24 protein-coding genes and 1 pseudogene are annotated in these 21,128 nt (G+C 67.0%); 6 read left to right on the top strand and 19 right to left on the bottom strand.

From position 1 onward, the window contains the following. Nucleotides 1-45: 45 nt before the first annotated feature. Genes AB0L82_RS43190 through AB0L82_RS43170 form a run of 5 tightly spaced genes read right to left on the bottom strand, consistent with a single transcriptional unit; the run spans nucleotide 46 to nucleotide 2,649 of the window. Nucleotides 46-270, bottom strand: coding sequence for a hypothetical protein (locus AB0L82_RS43190; RefSeq protein ID WP_364651338.1), 225 nt, complete (start codon nucleotides 268-270; stop codon nucleotides 46-48). A 40-nt stretch (nucleotides 271-310) separates the two neighbouring features. Then, nucleotides 311-1,243 carry a recombinase family protein gene (locus AB0L82_RS43185; protein ID WP_364651335.1) on the bottom strand — a complete coding sequence of 311 codons (933 nt, stop codon included), beginning with the start codon at nucleotides 1,241-1,243 and terminating at the stop codon, nucleotides 311-313. Further along, nucleotides 1,240-1,983 (bottom strand): hypothetical protein, encoded by a 744-nt coding sequence (locus AB0L82_RS43180; protein ID WP_364651332.1) that lies wholly within the window; start codon nucleotides 1,981-1,983, stop codon nucleotides 1,240-1,242. Before AB0L82_RS43180 ends, AB0L82_RS43185 begins: the two co-directional genes overlap by 4 nt. Beyond that, a complete protein-coding gene (locus AB0L82_RS43175; protein ID WP_364651329.1) occupies nucleotides 1,977-2,357 on the bottom strand; it encodes a hypothetical protein in 381 nt (126 codons plus the stop codon). The genes AB0L82_RS43180 and AB0L82_RS43175 overlap by 7 nt, the downstream gene beginning before the upstream one ends. Nucleotides 2,358-2,385: 28 nt before the next feature. Continuing rightward, complete coding sequence (locus AB0L82_RS43170) at nucleotides 2,386-2,649, bottom strand: hypothetical protein (protein WP_364651326.1); 264 nt, start codon at nucleotides 2,647-2,649, stop codon at nucleotides 2,386-2,388. 849 nt (nucleotides 2,650-3,498) lie between these two features. On the opposite strand from AB0L82_RS43170, the gene AB0L82_RS43165 reads away from it, so the two are divergent. Beyond that, nucleotides 3,499-3,699, top strand: a complete 201-nt coding sequence (locus AB0L82_RS43165; protein ID WP_364651323.1) for a hypothetical protein — start codon at nucleotides 3,499-3,501, stop codon at nucleotides 3,697-3,699. Nucleotides 3,700-3,897: 198 nt separating this feature from the next. Continuing rightward, nucleotides 3,898-4,185 (top strand): hypothetical protein, encoded by a 288-nt coding sequence (locus tag AB0L82_RS43160; protein WP_364651320.1) that lies wholly within the window; start codon nucleotides 3,898-3,900, stop codon nucleotides 4,183-4,185. A gap of 187 nt (nucleotides 4,186-4,372) precedes the next feature. Here the strand turns inward: AB0L82_RS43160 and AB0L82_RS43155 are convergent, their stop codons facing one another. From AB0L82_RS43155 to AB0L82_RS43100, 12 genes and pseudogenes are all read right to left on the bottom strand, one after another. After that, nucleotides 4,373-4,666, bottom strand: coding sequence for a hypothetical protein (locus AB0L82_RS43155; RefSeq protein WP_364651317.1), 294 nt, complete (start codon nucleotides 4,664-4,666; stop codon nucleotides 4,373-4,375). 2,396 nt (nucleotides 4,667-7,062) lie between these two features. Continuing rightward, nucleotides 7,063-7,323, bottom strand: a pseudogene (locus AB0L82_RS43150) (DNA translocase FtsK); the annotation flags it as partial. Nucleotides 7,324-7,632: 309 nt separating this feature from the next. Continuing rightward, a complete protein-coding gene (locus AB0L82_RS43145; RefSeq protein WP_364651314.1) occupies nucleotides 7,633-7,935 on the bottom strand; it encodes a hypothetical protein in 303 nt (100 codons plus the stop codon). 44 nt (nucleotides 7,936-7,979) lie between these two features. Then, on the bottom strand, nucleotides 7,980-10,751 hold the full coding sequence (locus tag AB0L82_RS43140; protein WP_364651311.1) for a toprim domain-containing protein: 2,772 nt from the start codon (nucleotides 10,749-10,751) through the stop codon (nucleotides 7,980-7,982). Between the two features lie 200 nt (nucleotides 10,752-10,951). After that, entirely contained in the window at nucleotides 10,952-11,749 is a 798-nt protein-coding gene (locus AB0L82_RS43135) for a DUF4913 domain-containing protein (protein ID WP_364651308.1), read from the bottom strand. Next, entirely contained in the window at nucleotides 11,746-13,626 is a 1,881-nt protein-coding gene (locus AB0L82_RS43130; RefSeq protein WP_364651305.1) for a TraM recognition domain-containing protein, read from the bottom strand. Before AB0L82_RS43130 ends, AB0L82_RS43135 begins: the two co-directional genes overlap by 4 nt. 3 nt (nucleotides 13,627-13,629) lie before the next feature. Continuing rightward, the gene (locus AB0L82_RS43125) at nucleotides 13,630-14,013 is read right to left on the bottom strand and encodes a hypothetical protein (protein ID WP_364651302.1); all 384 of its coding nucleotides are present in this window, start codon (nucleotides 14,011-14,013) and stop codon (nucleotides 13,630-13,632) included. Continuing rightward, nucleotides 14,010-14,732, bottom strand: a complete 723-nt coding sequence (locus AB0L82_RS43120; RefSeq protein ID WP_364651299.1) for a WhiB family transcriptional regulator — start codon at nucleotides 14,730-14,732, stop codon at nucleotides 14,010-14,012. Before AB0L82_RS43120 ends, AB0L82_RS43125 begins: the two co-directional genes overlap by 4 nt. A 59-nt stretch (nucleotides 14,733-14,791) precedes the next feature. Beyond that, entirely contained in the window at nucleotides 14,792-14,992 is a 201-nt protein-coding gene (locus AB0L82_RS43115) for a hypothetical protein (protein WP_364651296.1), read from the bottom strand. After that, the gene (locus tag AB0L82_RS43110; protein WP_364651294.1) at nucleotides 14,989-15,228 is read right to left on the bottom strand and encodes a hypothetical protein; all 240 of its coding nucleotides are present in this window, start codon (nucleotides 15,226-15,228) and stop codon (nucleotides 14,989-14,991) included. Before AB0L82_RS43110 ends, AB0L82_RS43115 begins: the two co-directional genes overlap by 4 nt. Further along, nucleotides 15,225-15,539 (bottom strand): hypothetical protein, encoded by a 315-nt coding sequence (locus tag AB0L82_RS43105; protein ID WP_364651291.1) that lies wholly within the window; start codon nucleotides 15,537-15,539, stop codon nucleotides 15,225-15,227. Before AB0L82_RS43105 ends, AB0L82_RS43110 begins: the two co-directional genes overlap by 4 nt. Then, on the bottom strand, nucleotides 15,539-15,772 hold the full coding sequence (locus AB0L82_RS43100; protein WP_364651288.1) for a hypothetical protein: 234 nt from the start codon (nucleotides 15,770-15,772) through the stop codon (nucleotides 15,539-15,541). Before AB0L82_RS43100 ends, AB0L82_RS43105 begins: the two co-directional genes overlap by 1 nt. A 123-nt stretch (nucleotides 15,773-15,895) precedes the next feature. Between AB0L82_RS43100 and AB0L82_RS43095 the strand changes: the two genes are divergently transcribed. The 4 genes from AB0L82_RS43095 to AB0L82_RS43080 all read left to right on the top strand — a co-directional run bounded on the left by AB0L82_RS43095 (nucleotide 15,896) and on the right by AB0L82_RS43080 (nucleotide 19,664). Then, a complete protein-coding gene (locus tag AB0L82_RS43095) occupies nucleotides 15,896-16,267 on the top strand; it encodes a winged helix-turn-helix domain-containing protein (protein ID WP_364651285.1) in 372 nt (123 codons plus the stop codon). After that, on the top strand, nucleotides 16,264-17,412 hold the full coding sequence (locus AB0L82_RS43090) for a hypothetical protein (protein ID WP_364651282.1): 1,149 nt from the start codon (nucleotides 16,264-16,266) through the stop codon (nucleotides 17,410-17,412). Before AB0L82_RS43095 ends, AB0L82_RS43090 begins: the two co-directional genes overlap by 4 nt. Beyond that, nucleotides 17,409-17,987, top strand: coding sequence for an isochorismatase family cysteine hydrolase (locus tag AB0L82_RS43085; protein ID WP_364651279.1), 579 nt, complete (start codon nucleotides 17,409-17,411; stop codon nucleotides 17,985-17,987). Before AB0L82_RS43090 ends, AB0L82_RS43085 begins: the two co-directional genes overlap by 4 nt. A gap of 570 nt (nucleotides 17,988-18,557) precedes the next feature. Continuing rightward, the gene (locus tag AB0L82_RS43080; protein WP_364651276.1) at nucleotides 18,558-19,664 is read left to right on the top strand and encodes a hypothetical protein; all 1,107 of its coding nucleotides are present in this window, start codon (nucleotides 18,558-18,560) and stop codon (nucleotides 19,662-19,664) included. Between the two features lie 84 nt (nucleotides 19,665-19,748). On the opposite strand, the gene AB0L82_RS43075 is transcribed toward AB0L82_RS43080, so the two are convergent. Further along, nucleotides 19,749-20,192, bottom strand: coding sequence for a hypothetical protein (locus AB0L82_RS43075; protein ID WP_364651273.1), 444 nt, complete (start codon nucleotides 20,190-20,192; stop codon nucleotides 19,749-19,751). After that, nucleotides 20,189-20,998: an AAA family ATPase gene (locus AB0L82_RS43070; protein ID WP_364651270.1), complete on the bottom strand. Its 810-nt coding sequence runs from the start codon at nucleotides 20,996-20,998 to the stop codon at nucleotides 20,189-20,191. The genes AB0L82_RS43075 and AB0L82_RS43070 overlap by 4 nt, the downstream gene beginning before the upstream one ends. Nucleotides 20,999-21,128: the final 130 nt, after the last annotated feature.

Here is a 21,128-nt window from a genome sequence, read left to right as displayed (position 1 = left end):
GAGGAGAACTCAGGTCTGCCCCGGGCAACACCGTGTCCCAGCGCGCTAGTTGACCTCGGCGCGGGCCGCCCGCAGGAAGTGATCTCGCCACCACTGGTCGTCACAGTCGTTGTGGTTGACGCGTCGTCTGCGGGTCTCGGTGGCGACTTCCCTGATCTCACGAGTCATCTCGGTGTAGGTCTTGCCGTGATGAGGGTTCGTGTGGAAGAAGTCGCTCAGCTCGGTGACGCCCTCGGGGACTTCGACGATGCCGTCCGTGTCCAGGTACATGCCGAAGTCCTCTACAGCCGTTTCATGTTGTGTGCCGGTCTCACAGTGAAATGTATTCACGGAGCTTGCCCTTGACATGGGATCGGTGCTCTCCGAGCTGCACGGGCAACGTGGGCAGGGTCCGCGCGACTTCCAGTTCCGACAGCGGTGCGGTGACGGGCACATCGCAGTACCCGCGGTCGTCGGTGTGCCAGGTGCCCTCGGGATCGACTGCGCGCACTCGTGTGACCACACCGTCGACGATGTAGACGATGGCCTTGAGGTGCCCTCGGCGAACATCGGCAACAGGCCACCACTTGCGGTCGGCATCGAGCTGCACCTTCTCGCTCGCGTGGGTTTCGCCGTAGCGGCGGTTCCCGTCCGGGTCGACCTTGGTCTTGCTGTTGCGGTAGACCAGCAGCGCGCAATCGGTGTCGACCTTGGCGAGCTTGCGGTACAGGGTGGAGCGTCCGATCCCGAACATCGCGGCGATCTCGTCGATGGTGTGGGTGTCCTCGTCGTACATGCGCTGGGCCGCATCGAGCTGGGCCTGGGACACCACACTCGGGCGGCCACCGACCCGCCCGCGTGCCTTGGCCGCAGCCAGTCCGTCGAGGGTGCCCTCCACAATCAGCTCGCGGTCGTATTCGGCGAGCGCGGCCAGGAAGTGGAAGATCAGGCGCCCGCCGGGAGTCGAGGTGTCGATGCCCTGTTCCAAGACGATGAAGTCCACGCCCTCGTCACCGAACTTGCGCACCAGCTCCAGCAGGTGCGCGTGCGAGCGTCCTATGCGCCGCAACCGGGTCACCACCACCTGGTCCCCGGATTCGAGCAGGCCCAGCAGCTCGTCCAGGCGCGGACGCGAGGCCAGCTTGCCCGAGATCTTCTCGATGAACATGTGCTCATCGGCGACCCCGGCCGCGCGCAGCGCGTCGACCTGGTGATCGGTGGACTGATCGCGGGTCGAAACCCTCGCGTACCCATAGCGGGTCACAGAACTGCCTCCTCGTTCTCAGGGGTGATCGGGTCGGCGACCTTCACGGGGATCGGCAACAGTGGTTCCAGCAGGCGCGCGAGCGCGGCGCCGGACAGGACTTGCTCGCGCAGGAGTGCGCCGGCCACGGCCTGTACCGCGGGCCAATGTCGGGTCATGAGTTCGTCGGCGCGCTCGCGGCCGGTCTCGATCGCCAGCCCGTGCGGTCCGAGATGGTGCTCCAATGCCGCCACGTCGTGCGCGCCTTTGAACGCACTGTCGATCAAGTCCACCGGATCGTCGATTCCTTGATCGAGCAGCCATTTGCGGGTCGCGCGCATCCCACCCCACACGAACGCGGCGAAGTCCTCGGCCTCGTATCGCCCGTTGCCGATATCCACCGCACCGGCGGCCGATGCCGTGCCGATGCCGCCGGTGACGTTGACGGATCCGACGAACGAGCCCAGACGCACGCTCCGAATCGGGATCGCGCCCATCACAGCGGCCACGGTGTGACCTGCTTCGTGGAACCCGTCGTGCTCACGCCCGAACTCCGTTGCGCCCCAATCCGGGACGCTCATACCGAAGAACTCGCCCTCGGTCACCTGCTTGGCCACCGCCCGGCAGTCGGTGCAGGACTCGATGACCTCGGTGGCGAGCCCGGTCTGGGGCCAGTACACGGCGCACATTGCCCGATGGCGCTCACACATGAGCTCACCGATTCGATGCCGACGCTGACCCTCGTGGTCGTAGGTCACCACAGTTGCTCCTGCCCGTCCGGCACCAGGTAACGCCACTGAATCCTGGTCACCGTGCTGTCCGGGGTGCACCCGCGGTGAGTACGGCAGAAGAATTCCACGAACTCCTGCGGGTTCATCTCCGGAAATCCCTCGGCCACAACCTCATCGCGGGTGATATCCGCCAGGCGTTCGGGGGTCACCTCAAGGATCTCCACGTCCGTGATGCGTACCAGTGGCTCCACCGAACCATCGCGCCGGCGGCGGCCCATCACCTTGCGGCACAGGGTGATCCGCTGCCCCGCACGCAGATTCCGCCAGCCCGTCCGGCGCGTGACCGTCTTGGACCGGTCGCGGACCTGGGGCTCGGTCAGCGATACCGCCATCAGTCTCGACATTGTTTCTCCTGAAGTCGGTGCGGTCGGGTCAATCCTGGGTGCGGCGGGCGAGCCACGCGGCGGGGTTGTCGGCTCGTTCGGCGAGGAAGTCGAGGGTGCCGTCGTCGATCGTGCCGATCAGTTCCGTCCATGCCCGCTCGATGTCCTCGGCGGTGCCGATCTCGGACAGGCGGTAGCACAGGGCGCCGAAGGCCTCGTCGTTCAGAACGGCTCGGGCCACATCGGCGTTGTCGCCGGTCCAAGTGCGTTCGACGAGTCCGGTGATGAGTTGGTGCAGTTGCGCACGTCGCATGATGAGTCCCCTTACCAAGTGCAACCGTTTTTGAACTATTGATTACAAGAACGACTTTCGAGACTCATCCTACCTGGGAGAGGTGATTTTCGGTGATGGTTCCCGAAAACGATCGTTTTAGAGACAGATATGCGCGAATTCCGACAGCACTCACCCGAACGAGCGTGGCGGTAGGCGTCAAGAACTCCCGTTTTGTGGCATTGCGGCCTTGCCTGGCCGCCGCACGCAGTGGCGTGCAGCACATTTCGAAATTTTGTTCTGACCAGGGGATCTGGGGCCCCGTCCATATGGCCATCCCTGGCCTGTCCATATGGGGTCGAGCGAAAACACCAGGTTGTCGGCCATATGGGCGTGTTTTTCTGGGCTCTCCATCCGGCGTACGTCGGCCGAAGAACGGAGAGTTCATGAGCAGTCACACCCAAGGGAGCTGCACCACTTCGCCGCCCGAACGTGGCCACATGAGGATTGTGAAATCCACTCGCTCACACACCGACCACACCACGACAGCTGCCCCTGCGGGCTTCGAGACGGTCATGGTGTCAGGTGCGGTATCTACCTTCCCGAGCATGTCGGTACCCACCGCGCCCAGTACCCACTACCACCCTCGCTCACCGGTGTTGCAGTCCCGCGCCGATCCACGCACGCAGTCGCGAAACCCGACCTGCGGACAGACCTGCCCAGCCCATTTCTGGAGCCTTGTTCCGAAAGTGTTGGGGCCCTCCACTTTCGAGTGCAACACGGTTCTGAGGTGCTCGTAATGTCCTGATCGCTTCCTTCCGAACGGGACCCACGAGTCACCTACCTGGTGCTTCGCCCCTTCGGTCAATCACAACCGAACGGAAACCCACCATGTCCACCGATTCCACACTCAAAGCGCTCATCGTCCTGTCCCTCGTTCTGGCCAGCATGGTAATCGCGATGATCAGCCTGGCCCTCGCGCGGCAGGAGGGACGCCGCTGGACGATCGCTATCCGGCAGGCTGCCCTGGGCTTCACTGGCTCGGCCACCCTGTTGATCAGCGCGTACAGCGCCTTCATCGCGATCCAGTAGTGCACCCGTCAGGGTGTGGCCCCGGGAGGTGGCCACACCTCTCGGGGAGGGAGACCCCGGTCGGTGCCGCCTTTCCTGTCACCCGGATGCCCAGGGTCCTACCTCATACAGGAACAACCACATATGCGGTGGGCCGGAACGCGCTCCCGCCTCTGTGTTCCAGGTGCGATGTCGGAGAGCGTCCCTATCGTTGGGCGTATGACCGACATTGCTCCCCTGGCTGCCTCCACGCGGGCAGTGTTCGGTGACCCGGGCGTACACGCGGTCGTGCGGTCCGGGCGCACCGTGCACGCGGTCGGCCTCGGCCAGTGGGTCGAAGGCGAGGAGGTCCCGGAGCTGTTGTGCCACACCGGCGTCGCCGGATGGTCTCCCACGGCGCTGGCCCCGACTCGAGCCGCGGTCACCTGCGTCCGATGCCTACGCAGAATCGGCGACTCCGGCACTGCCTCCCGCCAGCTCCCGCTGTTCGGCGACGACCAGGACTGACCAGAGTTCACTGGTGAACTCTCGCGCGTACGCGCACCCGCGCGCACGCGCGAAGGGACACGGTCCGGGATGGGACAGAAGGTCGGGACACAAGAGCTCGGAACAGAGGGTCGGTACCCTTGCAAACGGCAACAGCCCCTGACGGATACGACCCGTCAGGGGCTGTTGCTCTTTCGGTGATACCGGATTACCGGTCGAGCAGCTCCTCGAAGCTCGTGGTGGCCTCGGCGAAGTACCGCATCACACCAGCGACGGTGATACGCGGGGACCAGCTCTGCACGCGGGTGAAGCCGCGGTCGATCAGGACCTCATCGAGTGCGTCCAGGGTAGGGGGCGCGTAGGAGTCGTTGGCGAGCGAGATCCACCAGCAGGTGGGGGTTTCCGCGCTGTAGGTCTCCACCGCGTAGACATCGACGATCGCAACATCCTCGTGCAGGCGTGCAATCAGGTACAGCGGCACGGTTCTGGTTTCAGTCGTCATCGCCCGACCTCCGGAGTGTGCAGCCGCCGGCGCCCGGCCCCGGGTACCGCCCCCGGAGCGTGAGCCTCTTCGGTGTCGCGGCCCGACTTGGGTGCACAGTTGCGCGAGCTGGTGCTCGGTGCGCGGCCAGCGGAGGCCTGCCGCTGCGCGATCGCGTCGTTGCGAGTGACGACGATCTGATCGACCTTGGCCTTCCACTTCTGCTCGCGGTACTCAGCGACCTTGCCCAGTGCCCCGGCCTGGCGGGCGTGCAAGTCGGCCTGGTCCCTGATCTCAGTTCGCGTCGATTCCTCGACCCTCGCCTGTACGAGCGCCTGGTCGAGTTGGGTGCGCTTGTCGGCGTAGGCCTTTCGCTCGTGCTCGATGCCCCTGTGGGCGCCACAGGCCACGCTGTAGATCGAGTCCCCAATCGAGGAAGCCGCGAACTTCAGGTTCTCAGCCTCTCGACTGCGGGGGTCCACGACCTGGGCGGCGTCGACACGCTGGTTGATCGCCGTGCGGGTCGCGGCCGACAGTGTGACGGCGGCCTGGTTGATGCGTTCGGTGTCGGCGTCGGCCTTGCTGCGCTCATCGGCCCACAGCAGCTCCGGAAGGTGCTTGTGGTCGGCGATACGCCCGGCGTCGATATCGGCGACCACAGCCATGACGTGGGCGCGCTCCATCGGAACCAGGCCCTTGTCATCGAGGACCTTCGAGCGGATGTTCTCCCGCTGGATCGCCATGCGGCTGATCCGACTGTGGATGTCGTCGCTGAGGGTCATCGTGGCGGATTGGGTGATCGTGCCGATGCGGTCGCGGTCTTTCGGGTCGAGGTTGCTCTCGGCCAGGTAGTCGGCTTCGGCGCGCAGTTCGCTGGCGTCGGCGGCGTAGTCGGAGACCCATTCCCCGACCTGGTATCGGTCGATGTAGCCCGGCCAGACCGCGAGGGTGGGATTCTTACCGGCGACGATCTCCCGGCCGACCTCGCGCACACGCTGCTGATCGGCCGGAGTCATGACCGCGATTTCCTCGGTCACCATGGCCCCGGTCTTCGGGTTGTGCGCGAAGACGTCCAGCACTCGCGGTATACGCCCGCGGGCTTCCTCGCCCGGGTCGACGAACACCGGGGAGGCGAGCAGGTTCACCTGGGTGGTGTCCCCGCGCAGGTAGTCCACGACGAATTCGACACGGGCCGCATCGGCCTCGGGCAGCTTCGCCGCCGCCAGGTCGACGCTGAGCTGCTCGCGGCGGGTGACCAGCAGTTGCGCACCCTGATCAGCCGGGTCACGCTCGGACCGCCATTTCGAAATCGCCTCGGTCACTACGCCTTTCACAGCGGCCCGCAGCGGCATAGCGGCGACGACGTCGATCACAGCGGACTCGCGCTCGGACATCCGGTGCGCGTCGGCACGGGCTTGGGCATCAACCGCATCGAAGGACGGATTGATGCCGGCGCGGAACTCCTCGGCATCAATGACCACACCCCACTGGGCGTAGAAGCTGGTCAGCTTGCTGAGGCTCTCGGCGGCGAGCTCGGAGTTGGACTGCCAGAGCAGGGCATCGGACAGGACCGCGACGGTGGCCGGCGGGTTGTGCCACGGGATCTCCTGCATCCGGGCCTCTGCGCGGGTCTGGGCTTCCTGCGCCCGCTGCACCAGTGCCTCTATCGCGTCCGGACCTTCGGCCTCCGCGGCTTCGACAGCCTGTACGAGGGCGGCATCATCGATGCGCGCCTGATTGGTCGCGGCCGTGGCCAACAGATACGCGACGCGCTGACCGTGCCCGACCGGCACGGTGGATGCCGCGCCCTCGGTCTGATGGGAGTCGGCCTGGTCGCTGGGCTCGTCGTGGTCCCAGTTCTCGTACTCCTCTCGGGTGATATCGCCCCGCTCGTAGGCGTCCTCGCGGGCCTGGAGCGAGTGCCCGAGCTCGTGGTGCTCGGCCTGGGCCTGGGCGTAGCTGGTGTCCTCAGCGACCGGGGGTTCCTGTTGGGCCTGCGACGTCTCGGAGCTCACCGAGGTTGCACGCGCGGAATTGTCGTAGATGTTGCCCCGCTCCTGAATCGCGAAGCCACCGGTCCGCCAGCTGTCCAGGTTGTCGAGCACTTCCTCGGGCGCCGCCGACACTCCGAACGGGGTGCGGGACCTTTCCCCCGATACGCCCTGCCGATCGGTGACACCAGCGGTGATCCTGCTCTGGCCCGCGTCCATCGTGCTGACTCGATGCCGCATCCAGGCCCACGCCTCCTCCGGGGAGTCGAACTCGCCGGTCACCTGCCGCTGCGACTCGGGCAGGTCCTGCGGGTTCACTCCTTGCTGCTTGGCCAGCTTGGCCTCGTCCCAGCGCTCGACGAGCGCGGAGTAGCGCTTGCGGGGCTGCTCGGCGGCCGCGGGGACTCGTCCGTTCAGGAGGTCGGCGAGTTGGGCGGGGTCCATGAGCACCTCACGGGCACGGGAGCCGTCGCTGGGGCCGACGATGCCTTGCTCATGAAGTCGATCCATCAGCTGTCCGGCCTCGGCGAATCCGATGCGGAGCTTGCGCTGAAGCATCGAGGTCGACCCGAACTGTGTGACGGCCACCAGCTCGGCGGCTTCACGGAACTTGTTGTCGGACACGATATTTCCTTTGTTCTCAGGGATCTGCTCCCAGTCGGGAACAGGGTCTATGGGGGTGTTCATCTCGGCGCGGGAGAAGCCGCGCCGCTCAGCCGCCCGGAGCTGGTGCTCACGGGTGGCCTTGCCGATCGCTTCGAGCTGCGCGGGACTGGGCACGCGCTTGTCAGGGGCCAGATCGGGATCGAACAGCTTGGCCACCACGCGTCGGCCCCGGATCTTGCCGACCATGACCCCAACCAGGGATTGGCCAGGGCTCTTGCCAACACCTCGCAGCTGGCGGCGGGTTTTTAGTCCAGGCGGGGCGAGGCCCCAGGGGTACTCCTGGCGGGAGCTATCCGGAGCCTCGTCGAGGGCAGTCATCGGGCTGGTCTCTCAGACCTGGCTATCGACCAGGGCGAGCAGCGCGTCCATATCTGGAGGGATCAGCCGCGCCGCCGCGTCCTGGAGCCGCTCGCAGTTCGCGCGCAGGTTGCGGCACTCGTCGCGGGTCACACCGAGCCATTTCTCGGCGGTTTCGCGGTCATGGCAGACCCCGTCCAGACGCTGCCGCAGCTCGACGATGTGCGCGGACATGCGCACCAGCAGCGCGGCCGGATCGGTGTACAGCCCGGCGTTTTCCGGGACCGCGAGCAGGTCACGGGCCAGATCTTCGATGCGGGTATCGAGAGTGGACATGGGGTTTCCTCCTGAAATGGGTTGGGTGAGAGGGAAATCGGGGGTTACCGGCCCTGGCTGGGGTCGCCGTGGCCACGGCCCTTGCGCAGGTGATTGAGGCGGTGCACGCCCTGCCCGGGGGCGGTCTTGCGGGCTTCGCCGGGGGTGCGTTTGACCGCAGCGCCAACGGGTTTGGCGTGTCCGGCGTCGGCGGCCATGCGCTGGGCGACCTGGTCAGGGCCCAAGCCCTGGGCGGCAAGGTTGGCCTCCATGCCCGCACGCCGGGCCGCGCTGTCGTAGGCGGGCTTGGTCGGGGTCCGCTCGGCTTCGACGGCCTCGCGGCGTTCGGCCCACCGCTCAGCGATCCGCTGGGCCTGTTTGCCGAGGCTGGTGGCCTCCCCAGCCGCGGTCATCAGCTGCGCGGAGATCCGGTTGCGCAGTGGCTGGCTGACTCCGGACGCGGCGAGCCGGGCATCGAATCGACGGGCGACGCCGGTCTGTTCGTAGTCCGAGAGGCTGGCGCGGCCGGCGGCCACCGCGCTCTGGGTGTCCATGACCTTGGTGAGGTCGTCACGGGAGGCGCGCACCGCACCGCGCGGCACGGCGTTGGTGTCGAGAGTCTTCTCAACCTGGCGACGGTGCGCGTGGCTGGCGTCGTGCGCGATGCGAGTGGCGCGGTCGGTGTCGAAGACGGCGGCGGAGCGGTCATCGACCCACAGCACCTCCGGGGCACCAGCCTTGCCCGCTTCCACATCCCGCAGCACGGACGCGAGCTGCTCGCGCTCCAACGGGTGCAGGCCTTGCCCGTCCTTGATGGCCTTCTGGATCCAGGCGCGATGCTTGGCGGTCTGCTTGCGCATCGCGGTGGCGGTGGCGTCGTTGATGTCGTTGGCCTTGACCGCGACGGCCTCGGCCTGCGGGGCCAGGACCACATAGGCGCGCACCGTGGCCCCAAGCTCGTCACGGTCGACGTGATTGGGCCACATCGCGGCGAAGCGCCCCGCCGGGTTCTTACGGATATCGGCACCGCGGGCGCGAGCCTTCTCCTGGTCCTCAGGGGTCAGGACCGCGAGCTCCTTGCCCAGCCGCTCGCGGATCGAGGCCGTCGACGCGCCCCGGCGCAGGTTGTCCTGATACGCGGCGAGCAGCTGGTCCACGCGTGGTTTGGCCTCCTCGCCGGGATCGACCAGCGGCCCGGACAGCTTGCGCAGTTCGGTGGTCGAGGACACCGTCGGCGCCTTCCCATCGGCGAGGGTCGTCTCCTGACCGGGGGCACCCAGGTAGGAAGCGACATGCCGGATCTGGGTGCGGGTCTCCTCACCCACGCCCTTGTCGGCGAGCTTCTTGGTCAGCTCACCGAGCCGGGCGGCGCTGGGGTGCGCACGCCACTTCTCGATCTCGGCGTACAGCTCGGCCTTGACGCTCTCGTCGAGCTCCTCGGAGGCGACCAGCTTGACCATGTGGTCCTGGGCCTTGCGCAGGCGCTCGCGCGCTGCCCGCTCGGCTTCGAGCTTGCCGAGAGCTTCCACCAGCTCCGGAGAGGTCGGGGCCTCGGCGACGATCCTGCCGGTAGCGGCGTCGAGCTCGATCCCGAAGCGCTCCTTGACGTGGGTACGCAGCACGGCCAGGGCCTGTTTGGCGACTTCGCTGTCCTGCGCCCACGCGGCAGCGTCGGCGACGGCCTGGGCGATCTCGGCGCGGGAAGCGTTCTCAAGCCCGCGCTCGTGGATCTTGCGCAGCCGGGACTCGGCGGCGGCCCGCTCGATGGCCAGTCGCGCCTCAGCTTCGCGGCGCTCGTCTTCTTGCTCGTTGGCCTTGCGTTCGGCGGCCAGTCGACTGGCTTCGGCCTGCTTCTCCGCCGCCTTGATCAGATGGCTCATGATCAGGCGCATGAACGCGGCCCAGCCCTGGCCGATGTGGTCGACCGTGTCGTCATGGTGGGCGCGCTGCTCGTCGAGCAGATGAATGCTCATGGAGGTTCCTTCCTGGGGTGCGGACAAGTCAGCCGAGACGACATCGGTCTCGGCTGAAGGGATCTCGGGGGCGGGGGCCTGCCCGGTAGCGGTGAATGGGTCCAGGTGCGGGATCGGCTCCAACTCGCCGATCTCGTGCCCGGCCGCGATGTGGTCGTGCAGGTCCTTGCCGGTCGCGGCCTGCACGATCCGCACGCGCTGCACCAGGCCGACCAGGCTGGCCATCACCTTCTCGGCGCGGCGGTAGCCGGGGGCGTCCTTGTCCGCGACGATCACGACCGTGCTGGCGCCACGCAGCCATGCCGCGTGCTCCGGGCTCCAGGCCAGCGCCCCACCGGCGTTGGTGGTGGCGACCAGATTCGCGGACTCGGCCGCCAGCACGTCCTTCTCGCCTTCGCAGACGTAGACGGTGCGACCGTCTTCGATCGCGTCGAGCACGCGGGGCAGCTGGAATGGGATCTTCTCGAAACCGGTGTCCTGCCAGCCTGTTTCGGTGTTCCAGGCGCGCTGGTGGAACCGTTTGTCGCGCCCGTTGCTGAATCGGGCTTCCTCGCGGATGACCTCACCGGCGACGGTCCCGTCGGGGCGGGCGTAGGGGTAGACGGCTTCGGGCTTCCACGCCGAAACCTGCGAGCCCAGATCCCTTTTCGGTTTGATCAGCGGCAGGCCGGCCGCGTCGATCGCCTGGTCGGCGCGGGTGATCTCGCGAGGACGGGGGCGGGGTGTGTAGCCGCGGTCGGTGCGCTCAGGGCGGCGGTCGAACATGTCCGCTACCCGCAGTCCGACCTTGTCCAGGACCAGTTCGTTGTCGCATCCGGCGAAGCAGCGCACCACCGTGCGTTGCTGACCAGCGTCGTATTTCACGGCCAGACTGGGGCGATGTCCCTGGCCGTCGCCTTCGTGGGCGGGGCAGCAGAACTTCGTCCACGCCCCTGAGGAACGGCCCGGGCCGACAGCCTTCTCCAGCGCGTCGGTGATCGTCTCCCACGAACCCCGGTTACGATCAGCCTCGCGCGCGGACGCGCGTACGCGCGCCCGTGAGAGTCGGTTGGGGGCTGGTGCGTTCATCCGGGGAACTCCTCCCAGCTCCCGGGCACGGTGCGGCGGATCCCTACCGGGGCGGCGGGCAGCACGATCCGCGATGCGGCGACCGGCTCCTGGTCGTCGTTCTCTTCTTCGAACAGGGCCGGGTCAGCGGGCACGACCGGCAGCGGCGGCAGCTTGATCAGCTCGTTGACGATGTCGTTGGCGTGGCATCCGCTCTCGACCGAGCAGTACTTGAACATGCCTTCCGGGTCGAGGATGCGGTCCATCTGCGGGTCGAAGTGCACCAGCCACCACAGGTTCATCTCGGTCCCGTCGCCCAGGCGCAGGTGCTCGAACGCCGCCCACATCGCCCGGAACCGAGCCACCGCCTCGCCGTGGTCCCACCAGCACGGGCACCAGCGCAGCGACCGCTCCGACCCGCGCTTGGACACCTCACGCCGGTAAACGTTGATCACGTAGCTCTCGACGAAGTCCTTGAGCGTGGGATACCGCAGCTCCCGCGGCTGTTCCTGCTCCTCTTCCTCGGCCGCTTCCTCCTCTTCGGGTTCGGGCTCTTCTTCGAGCTCCACCGGCGGATTGAGGGCGATCTCGGCCTCATGGATGGCGGTCTCGCGCATGCCTGCGATGACTTCGGGGGTGAGCATGTCCGCGACCACACCGTCGGCGATTTCCTTGGCCTGAGCCTGGATCTGCGCGCCCACGGCCTTGCGGATCGCGCCTTCGAGCAGCGCACCCAGATCCATATCCGGGATCACCTGCTCAGCGACCATCTCAGCGGCCTCGTCGGTGTGGGAGTTGTTCACGGTCTCGGTCATGCGGTTTTGCCTTCCTCATCGGGCGGGGGCACAGCACGCAGGCGCGGGCGGGCCACCGGGGTTGCGGTAGAGCGGGATTCGGCCTCATCGAGGGCGGCCTGGACCTGCGCGGCGTACGGGCGTTCGAACCAGGGCACCGCGATGCCGAGGGTGGGCCGATGCCCGGAGGTGAAGACCACGACCCGCCCCTTGGGCAGGGACGCCAAATCACTGGCGTGCAAGGTGATTTCGCTGGTCCGGCTGGTGGACACCGAGCGCGAGCGCTCCTTGCCCTGGCTACGGGAGACCGAGTTGACCAGCTCGTAGTGCGGGCCGATCAACTCCGAGCGATCCCTCAGGAACGCAGCGTCGTCCAGGCCCGCACCGAGCACCTTCACGTTCGCGGCCGACCACAACGCGGTCATGCCCTCAGGTCCCCAGCAGCGCACCCCCTGGGCCCAGGACTGCAGGATCGTCATCACGACCATGCCCCGGGACCCGAAATGGCTGTACTGCTTGGGCAGATCGGCCCAGCGCACGATGTTGGCGGCCTCATCCAAAACGATCAGAAGCGGCACCGGCAGGCGCCCACCCGGATGCCGCACACCCTCGGTATCCCCTGCGGCGGCCACGGCCGCGCACAGTGCCGTGATGAGCGGACCCGCGCTGCCCTTGCCCTCCTTGGACAGCGGGAACAGGGTGTCCCGGCTGGTGACGAAGTCGGCCACCTCGAACCCGCGCCGCGGGGACTCGCCCTTGGCCGGCGGAGTGACCCACGGGCGGATCCGCTCGTACTTGAGGCAGCTGGCCATTTTCTTGGCCGTGGAGAAGACACCACCCCGCTGCTTGTCCGGGGCGTAGTACTGATCGCTGAGCGCCCCCGCGAGCAGCCCGAAACCGTTCGCGTCGAGGATGTCGACCGGCTCCTGCTCCGACGCCTTGGTCACCCACTCGAACGCTTGGGTGATGGGGCGTTTGGCCAGCGCACACGCCAGAAACAGCCCGGCGAGCAGATCCTCGCCCTCCGGGTCGAAGAAGGCGTCGCGGCGATCGGCCTCACCGGCGGAAGCGAAATGTCCCGCCAGCTCCGCGGCTCGCTCCTGCGCACCCGCACCGCCGTCGTCCCCGGCCACCCACGCGATCGGATCCCAGTACCAGGTGCACGGCTCGGCCGCGACGCCCTGCGGATCGAAGACATGCACGTCACCGAGGGCTTCGCGGACGACACGGGTCGCGTCCACGACGTCCCGCTTGTTGCTGGTCGCGACCACCGCGCCGATGGCTTCGAGCACCGCCGGAATCACCCGGCTGGTGGACTTGCCCGTACGTGGACCCCAGATATCGAGGTGCAGATCCTCGTACGAGGCGTAGATATCGCGGCCGTCGACGACCGTGCGCGCGATGAACACACCTGGTGCGTCCCCTTCGCGCAGGCGGACTTTGAGCTTGACGGCCTTGGCGTGCATCGCCTCGATGCCGAGGTCTTCGAGCTCCTTGCCCTTGGCCATGAACTGGGCTTGGGAATCGACCGCCTCCCGCTGAGCCCGCTTGCGTGAGCTGCGGTTCAGGCGAGCTTTGTCGGCCCACTGCGAGCATTTGGCGCAGCCCGCACGCCACGCCCACACCGCACCCACCGCACTCGCGGCGGTCGCGGCGACCAGAGTGACCGCGCCCGCGGTCGCGGCACTGGTCCACTGGACCTCACCGGTCATCAGGTGAATCGCCAAATTCAGGGGCTGCCAGGTGATCCCGTCCTGATCCGGAGCCCAGTACAGGGTCTGCCCGATCCGCAGGGACAAGCTCGCGGCCTCACCGAACGCCACCGTGCCCGTGACCGCGATCAGTTCCTTGTAGTCCGAAAGATCGCTCGTACCTGGGGCTTTCACGTTGCGGTCCATCGCTTACGCCTCCTGCTCGTCGTCGAACCAGCGCCAGTCCCTGGTGTCAGAGGGCGGATTCGAGAGGTCGACAAAGACCAGCGGCGGCGGCGGCGGATCCAGCTCGCCCGCACCGCACAGCTCGCAGCCGCGGCGGAGCCCGCTGTAAGCGAAGCGCTCGACCGGCTCCCAGTCGCCCCAGGTGTGTCCGAGCAGTGCGCACGCCTCTTTCGCGACGCAGTCCGAGCACAGGAGGCGATTCGCGGCCTGGACCCACCCGCACTCGGTGAGCTCTTCCAGGGCCGCCTGGTGAGTGTCGAAGTGCCAGGCGCAGCCGTCATCGGCGTAGCCGAGCGGGCTCTGGCAGCGGTCGCATTCGACCTCGAAGATCGCTTTTTCCCGGATCACGCCGCACTCTCCAGTTCCGCGTACGCGTTCTTGGCGGTACTCGCGGCGCACCCGAGGCGGGCCGCGATCTCGCTCCAGGTCAGGTCATCGCCCATGCGCAGCTGGGCCACCTGCTGCTGGAAAGCCAAGTCCCGTGCGCACTTACGGGCAGCCCGCACACGAGCGGTCACGACCGGGGCGGGCGCGGGACGGGCAGCAGGGGCGGCGGTGCGGCGCACCGTGCTCTTGGGGCGGACCCCTGCCCGGGCACTGCGCTTGGGGAGCTCGATCCCGAGCTCGGCCGCGTAGGCCCTGCGGGCGAGAGTGGGGGTGCAATCGAGGCGGGCCGCGATCCGGACCCAGGTCAGGTGCTCGTCGTGCAACCGCACGACCTGCTTGCGGAACTCGGGGTCATTCCAGCGGTGGGTGCGGTCCTTCGGCACCCGCTTGCGCTCTGCCAGGGGCGCGGGCTTGCCGGTCGCGGCGACCTCGGCCAGCTCCTTGAGCGCGATCTCATCCTTGGCCTTGGGCACCCACACCGAGCCCACCACACACCCGGACAACCTCAGGCCCGGTGCCAGTTCGGCGCACATGCTCAGGACCGGGCAGCTCGCGCAGATCTGTTGCGCGGCATGCACTCCGGTAGCGGTCGTGGGATAGAAATCCTCCGGATTCACCTCGGCGCAGGCGCGCTGAGCCCACTTCGCGCTCGGGATCACGGTGTTATTGGACGAAGACATCGAGGCCACCTCCGTGGCAGAAGAAGAAACGAGACGGGCGGAAGGGGAAGAAGTGGTCATCACGCGGCCAGCCATGCGTTGAGGAGGAATCCGGCGGCGATCCCGGCGACCAGGGCGAGACCGCACACGAGAACGAGCACCGCGATCCGCCGGCGCCGGGCGAACACCGCACGCTGCTGCTCGCGGCGGTGACGGGCCGCGGCCAGATCCCTAGCCAACAGCGGGAACTGCTCCCGATCGGGATAGCGCGGATCGGTCATCGCAGCTCACCGCCCTGCGGCAGCGGCGCGACCGAAGAACGCATCGCACAGAACGGCTCGCACGGGCCGAGCTCGCTCGGAACGGTCGAGTTGCCGTCGGAGAAGTTGCTGAGGCTGATCGCCACCGCCAGCACGGCGGCCCACACCACCGCCAAGACGAAACCCCAGATCAGGCCACCAACCGCGGGCACAGCCAGCACGACCGGCACGTGGACCTCACGCACGCGGGTCTTCATGCCCCCACCGCCGACCGATGGCGCAGCGAGTGAGCCAGCCGTGCCAGCACCCCGGCCCGGTGCGTCGCGGTCCCGGCGGATACGACCCGTCGGGCACGCGGCCTGTGACCCCGGTCCAACATGGCAGCCATGGTCAGCCGCTCCATGTACGGGAGATTGATGGGCGAGGTCTCGTCGGAAAGGTCATCGAGAGCGAGCTGAGCGCAAGCCAAATCGGTGCTCAGCCGCCGTATTTCAGCGGTCAGCTCGGCGAAGTGCTCGGCGGTCAGATCCAGGGCGGGTCCGGCAGGCCGAACATCGAAGGCGGTCATCACGCGACCTCTTCGCAGTCGTCGCTGTCGGCCTGCATCGGCTGCGCCAGGCGCAGAACCTCGTCGCGGTCGACGTGGATGTGGCCGGACGGCATCCGCCAGCCAGTCAGCTTTCCTTGCGCGATCCAGCGGCGAAGCGTCCGCGGATTCATGCGCACCAGCGACGCACCCGCCGCCAGCCGGATCAGATCCCCTGGCGCTTCGGCATCCCTGCGTATCTGTGGCTCTGTCACGACTTGTCCTCACTACTCATACCTACTGATACCTATGAGTTAGTAGACCAGGGATGGTCATTGGCAGTCAATAGGTATGAGTGGAATGAGGCCGGGTGAGACCTGATCACTTACTCTGGCGTCATGACCAAACGACCCGGACGACCTCGTTGGCAGCTGCTGGCCGACGACCTCCGGCAGCGGGTCAGCTCGGGCGACTACTCCCCGGGCGACCAACTGCCGGCGAAGACCAGCCTCGCGGAACAGTGGGAGGTATCGGTCAACACCGTCGAGCGAGCGCTGACCGAACTACGCGACGAAGGACTCGTCGAAACCTTCCACGGCCTGGGCAGCTTCGTCCGCTCACAGCCCGAGCCCGCCACGGCCGAAGACGAGCTCGAAGAGATCCGGGAGCGGCTGGCTCGACTCGAAACCCAGATGGAGGAGGTCTATTCCAACCTCGTCCTCAATCACCCCTCGGCCACCTCTGACACGTCGATCGAGGAGGCGGGGTGAGTGTCAGTCGCCTGCCGGACAACCCTGGCACGGTTACCGGCCTGCACACGAGGCGATCGAGCTACCAACCCAACTACTCCGCCATCGCGAAAAACCGTGTTGCCCTGGCGCGTTCAACCGCGGGGATGTCTACAAAGGTCTTCGCTGAAGCCCTGAGTCGACTCCTCGGTCGGGACATCAAGTCCGGTCACGTCTCCAACTGGGAAACCACCACCACACCACCAGGTGATGTCCTACTCGCCGTGGGCGCGCTCGCTCCCACCACCAGCAGCCGGATCGGTGTCCGCTCGCACAAGCTCATCGCCGCGTACATCGGCCCAGCGGCCGTGGAAAGGTTGCGCGCCGACCTCGGCATGGAGGAGACGACCGGATACCTCGGCAAAACGCCGTGCTGGACTACGGGCCTCGAAGGCGTCGGCGAAGAGTGCACCCTCATCGTCTGGCCCTGGGGAACCGCGATCATCCACCTCGTCGAAGACCTCGATATCCCCGACGTGACCACCTTGGCGATCTGGCGGTACCAGTCGTACGTGGAAAACCTTGAGTGGGCGAGTGCGCAGCTCAGCCGTCTGACCGGCGAGTCTGTTCAAGCGTCCTACGTGCTGAGTCTCTACTGGTTGTACGCGGCTCCCTGGGTCGGCTCCACTCTCGAAACCGGACTGCGCCTGATCTGCGCACCGCGCATCCTCGTCGACCGAGACCTCACCGATTCAGCTGCCGCGCAGGTCAACGGCGAGCGGGTCGAACAGGAACTCTTGACCTCCGGTTATCAGCGCCCGGACATGAAATCGTTTGGCACCCCGGGGGTTTCGAGCGCGTGGGCGAGCTGGAGCGGTGTCGTCTACTACCCGCACGATCCGCTGCGGGCGCTGCCCGAGGGCGATCTCGTCGCCTTCGAGATCGGCCTGCAAGCGGTGTGGGCTCTGACCGCCCACATCAACGAGCAAGTTGAAAACGGCGCAGATCCGGAGGTCTGCGAGCGCTACGGGTACGGGTTCCTGCGCGCAGCCCGATCGGTGCTGCTCACTCCCCGACCGCAAGAGACCGGGCAGCACCAGCAGATGCGTACCGCGATCGTGGACACCAGCGGACTGCCTGGGCAACTGAGCTTGGCCATGGAAGCACTCAAGGAGGCAGGGCGATGACCATTCGACTGGAGAAGGCGGCCCTGCTGGTCGTCGACGCGCAGACGGGTTTCGTCAACGAGCACAGCGCGCCCGTGATCCCGGTTGTCCTCGATCTGGCCACCCGGTGGGCCGCTACCGGACGACCCACGATCTTCACCCGGTACTGGAACTACGCAGGGAGCCCATACGAAACCTTGATCGGCTGGCGAGCTCTCTACGGGCCGCCCGACACAGACATCGTCGATGAGCTGGTGCCGCTGACGACTCACGCCAATGCGCACATTCTGGACAAGGTCGTCTACAGCGCGCTGACCGATGAGGGCCTGGCCCTGCTCGGTGAGCTGGACGTTACCGACCTCATCATCTGTGGAATCGCCACGGACGCTTGCGTTCTGAAGACAGCGCTGGATGCCTTCGAGCGCGGGTTCGTTCCGTGGGTGGTGCGAGATGCGGTGGCGTCCAACGCAACTCGTCACCCCGCCCAGGAGATCCACGACTCAGCCCTGCTGCATATCTCCCGCCTCATAGGCGCTGGGCAGCTCATCGACGCCAGCCGCGTCCGGGACATCATCGAAACCGCGCCTGCCACATAAACATCGGAACCGCTGTTATCGGCGCGCCTCCCACACAACGCGCCGCATAACCCCTAGGAATTATGACCATGGCCAGACCCGCGAAATTGCCCCCAACGACGAAGGTCGGTCTCGACCTGTCCAGCGAAGTCGTCGAAGCGATTGCCGCTGCGGCGACCACACGAGGCTTGAAGAAGCGAACGCTGTACGAGATTGCGCTTCGGCGCGAGCTCGGGCTCCCCGACTACCCGGGTCTCTCTGACCCGCAGCAGGGGGCATTTCCCCTATCGGCATAAGTCGTCGTAACCACCGCCCTTACCAAGCGGTGAGACACCCCTAAAACGAAGAAGACCCCCGGTTACCAGCCGGGGGAACTTCAGGACCCTGTTAAGGAACGCTTTGCCAAGCGGTTCTCAGGGTAGCAAGACGGCACGTTCGCAACAAAGCATCGGGACCGATGTAGTCGGTCACGATCATGTGGACGCACCGCCTTCGCTGCCCTCACGTGTATCCGGACGAGGTTGCACTTCCTCCCCCCGCAGTCGTCGGCGCAATTCGCCGCCGGCGCTTGTGCTGTTCACTCCGCCACCGTTGCGGCTCGAGCAGCCCGACGACCTCTACAAGGGCGTGCCGTCCTGCTGGTGGTCCCGGCCTCGCTGGGTCGCCACCATGATGGCGCTCTACGACCTGCTCTACGACGAGCTGCGCGCCACCCTGCGCGCACCCAGCGTCAAACGAGAGACGTTCCTGGCGTGGGCAATCGCCGAGTCCGACTGTGCGGACCTGAATACCGGCCGTGAATGCCGACCCTCGGTGGAGCACCTGCGCCGTCGCATCGGCCGCAACCGGCGCACCGTGCAGCGCTGCCGCGAACTCGCCGGACTCATGGACGGCCGCCAGGTCGTGTTCGTCGGCCGTCACCGCACCCTCGAAGAACGAGTAGGCCCGGGCAAGTCCTGGCGCCGCGGGGACAAGAGCCACGGCTGGACCTCCGAAGCGGCCCTGATCGAGTCCCCGAGTTATGCACACCTTGTGGATCCGGCCGTCATCGAACAGATGCTTGAACAGGGCTTTGTCGCCCCACTGCCACGAAGTGGCGGAAAGCTCTTTCTCTCACGAGGGCAGAAAATCGCCTCTCACCAAAACGTGAGGGAAAGACGCGCTCCGCGCGGCCCAGACAAGAAGGAGCGACGCAAAACGCAGCGCGCGTACGACGAGCGAGCCCAATTGCTGGCCTCCAGGATCAAAGCAGACGAACGTTTCCCGGGCTGGGTACGTCGCATGTCTCGTGACGGGTTGTCGGGCGTGCTGACCAAACGAGCCATCGCGGGTTGGACCGTCGATGATGTCTACCTGGCGCTGAACAACGTACTGATCGCGGGCAAACGCATCTTCAACCACGCCGATGACCCGCACAGGTATCTGTCGTGGTGCCTCAAGCACACCCCGATCGACGAACCTCCCGCGTTGTTGGACCGGGCCCGGGAAGTCGCCGAAGACGAGGTACGCCGTGCCGAGCAGCGCGCGGCGTGGGAAGAACAGCGCGCCAAGGCCATCGCGACGGCGAACTCACCGGGCCGCGCCGCCGCTGTGGCTCACGCTGCCGAGGCCAAGCGTCGCGCAATCGGGAAGGCAGCCGAACATCGCCAGGAAGGCGAAGCGGCCCGGCGCGAGCTGGCTCGCCAGGTTCGCGAGTAGGACTGGTCCCCTTTCACCGGTGAATGCCTCGCGTACGTGCGCGCGTGCGCGCGTACGCGAGGACCACACCACCGCAGGGGTGGGTCAGTCCGTCGAGTGCTGTGCGATGTCGGCCTGGACGTCGGCGGGCAGCAGGTGCCAGTCCACACCGTGGCGCTCGCACGCTTCGAGGATGAAGTCGACCAGCATCGCCGGGTCGGTGCCCCGTGCCAGCGCGGCGTCCCGCTCGGTGACGAGCTCGGCGCGGCGGTCGGCTGCTTTGCGGGCCGCTGAGGCCCAGGCGTGGGCTGCGTCGCGGGCGGTCTTGCGCCCGCGGGCTTCGGCCAAATCGCGGGCATGGCCGCGCGTCTCACGCGGGCGCGCGTCCACGCGTATGCCGGACACCCTGGCAGGAGGGGTTTTCGGGGGCGCAGCTGGTGGCCGCGCGGGCTGTTCGGTGACCGCCGGCGGTTGCGCGGACACCGTCCACATGTCGTCCTCGGACAGCAAGGATTTCTTCCGCTGCGGCGGCTGTTCGCTGCTGGTCATGCCGAAACCGCCAGCATGTGTCCCGCGATCGGCTGGAACACTTCCTTCGCCAGGACCCGCAGCCGGGCGTCCTTGGACTCGTCGAACGCGATGCCCTTCTTGGCGTCGGTGACTCCGACCCAGAACGGGATCTTGTATTCGATCCATACCGGGACACCCGGGAAGTGCCTGGCCATGCCCTCGACGATGTCGTCTGCGGCCTCACGTCCGGACCGGGTTTCACGCCACCTGTTCATGATCGTGCCGATGATCTGTAACCGCGGGTTGTAGTTCTCGCGCACCTTGGCGATGGTTCTGCCCAGCAGCGCCAGGCCGTCAGCGGACCACTCATCGGCCTCGGTCACCAGCACCACCGCATCGGCCGCGGTCAAGCTGTTCTTCAGCATCTGCCCCAGCAGCGACGGCGGGTTGTCGACGATGACCAGGTCGTAGTCCTCCAGCACCGGCGCCAGCGCCTTACGCAGCGCGAACTCGCGCCCGTATTCGTCCGCAGCGAGCCGGGTGTCGGCGATCGAGAGCTTGGCTCCGCCCGGGGCCAGGTCCACCCCTTCCCAGATCGTCGGCACGATCACCTCTCGCAGCAGCACTCCGCTGTCCGGGGTGATCGCGTCGGCGAGAGTGACCTCATCGGGAGCGAGGGGCTCGCGGAGCAAGGTGTTGGTCACGTTGCCCTGCGGGTCCATATCGACCACCAGCACCCGTGCCCCGTGATACCGGGCAGCGGCGCGCGCCAGGCAGATCGTGCACGTGGACTTGCCCACGCCGCCCTTCTGGTTCGCCATCGCAATCACGACCGCATTGGCCATCGGTACACGCCCTCTCCTGGGTCCGGGCCGCTCCGGAGGCGGCCATTCCCCCGGTCACGATGGCACAAACCCTGAGGACAGCGCGAGTGGACACGCACCCCGGCAGCCGCCCGGCCTCGCGCCTCGCGCG

The sequence above is a fragment of the Nocardia sp. NPDC052001 genome (assembly GCF_040680615.1).
In the GTDB taxonomy this organism is placed as follows: Bacteria; Actinomycetota; Actinomycetes; order Mycobacteriales; family Mycobacteriaceae; genus Nocardia.
The sequence above is the reverse complement of the archived record's forward strand: the minus strand, read 5'-3'. Positions and strand labels throughout refer to the sequence as shown.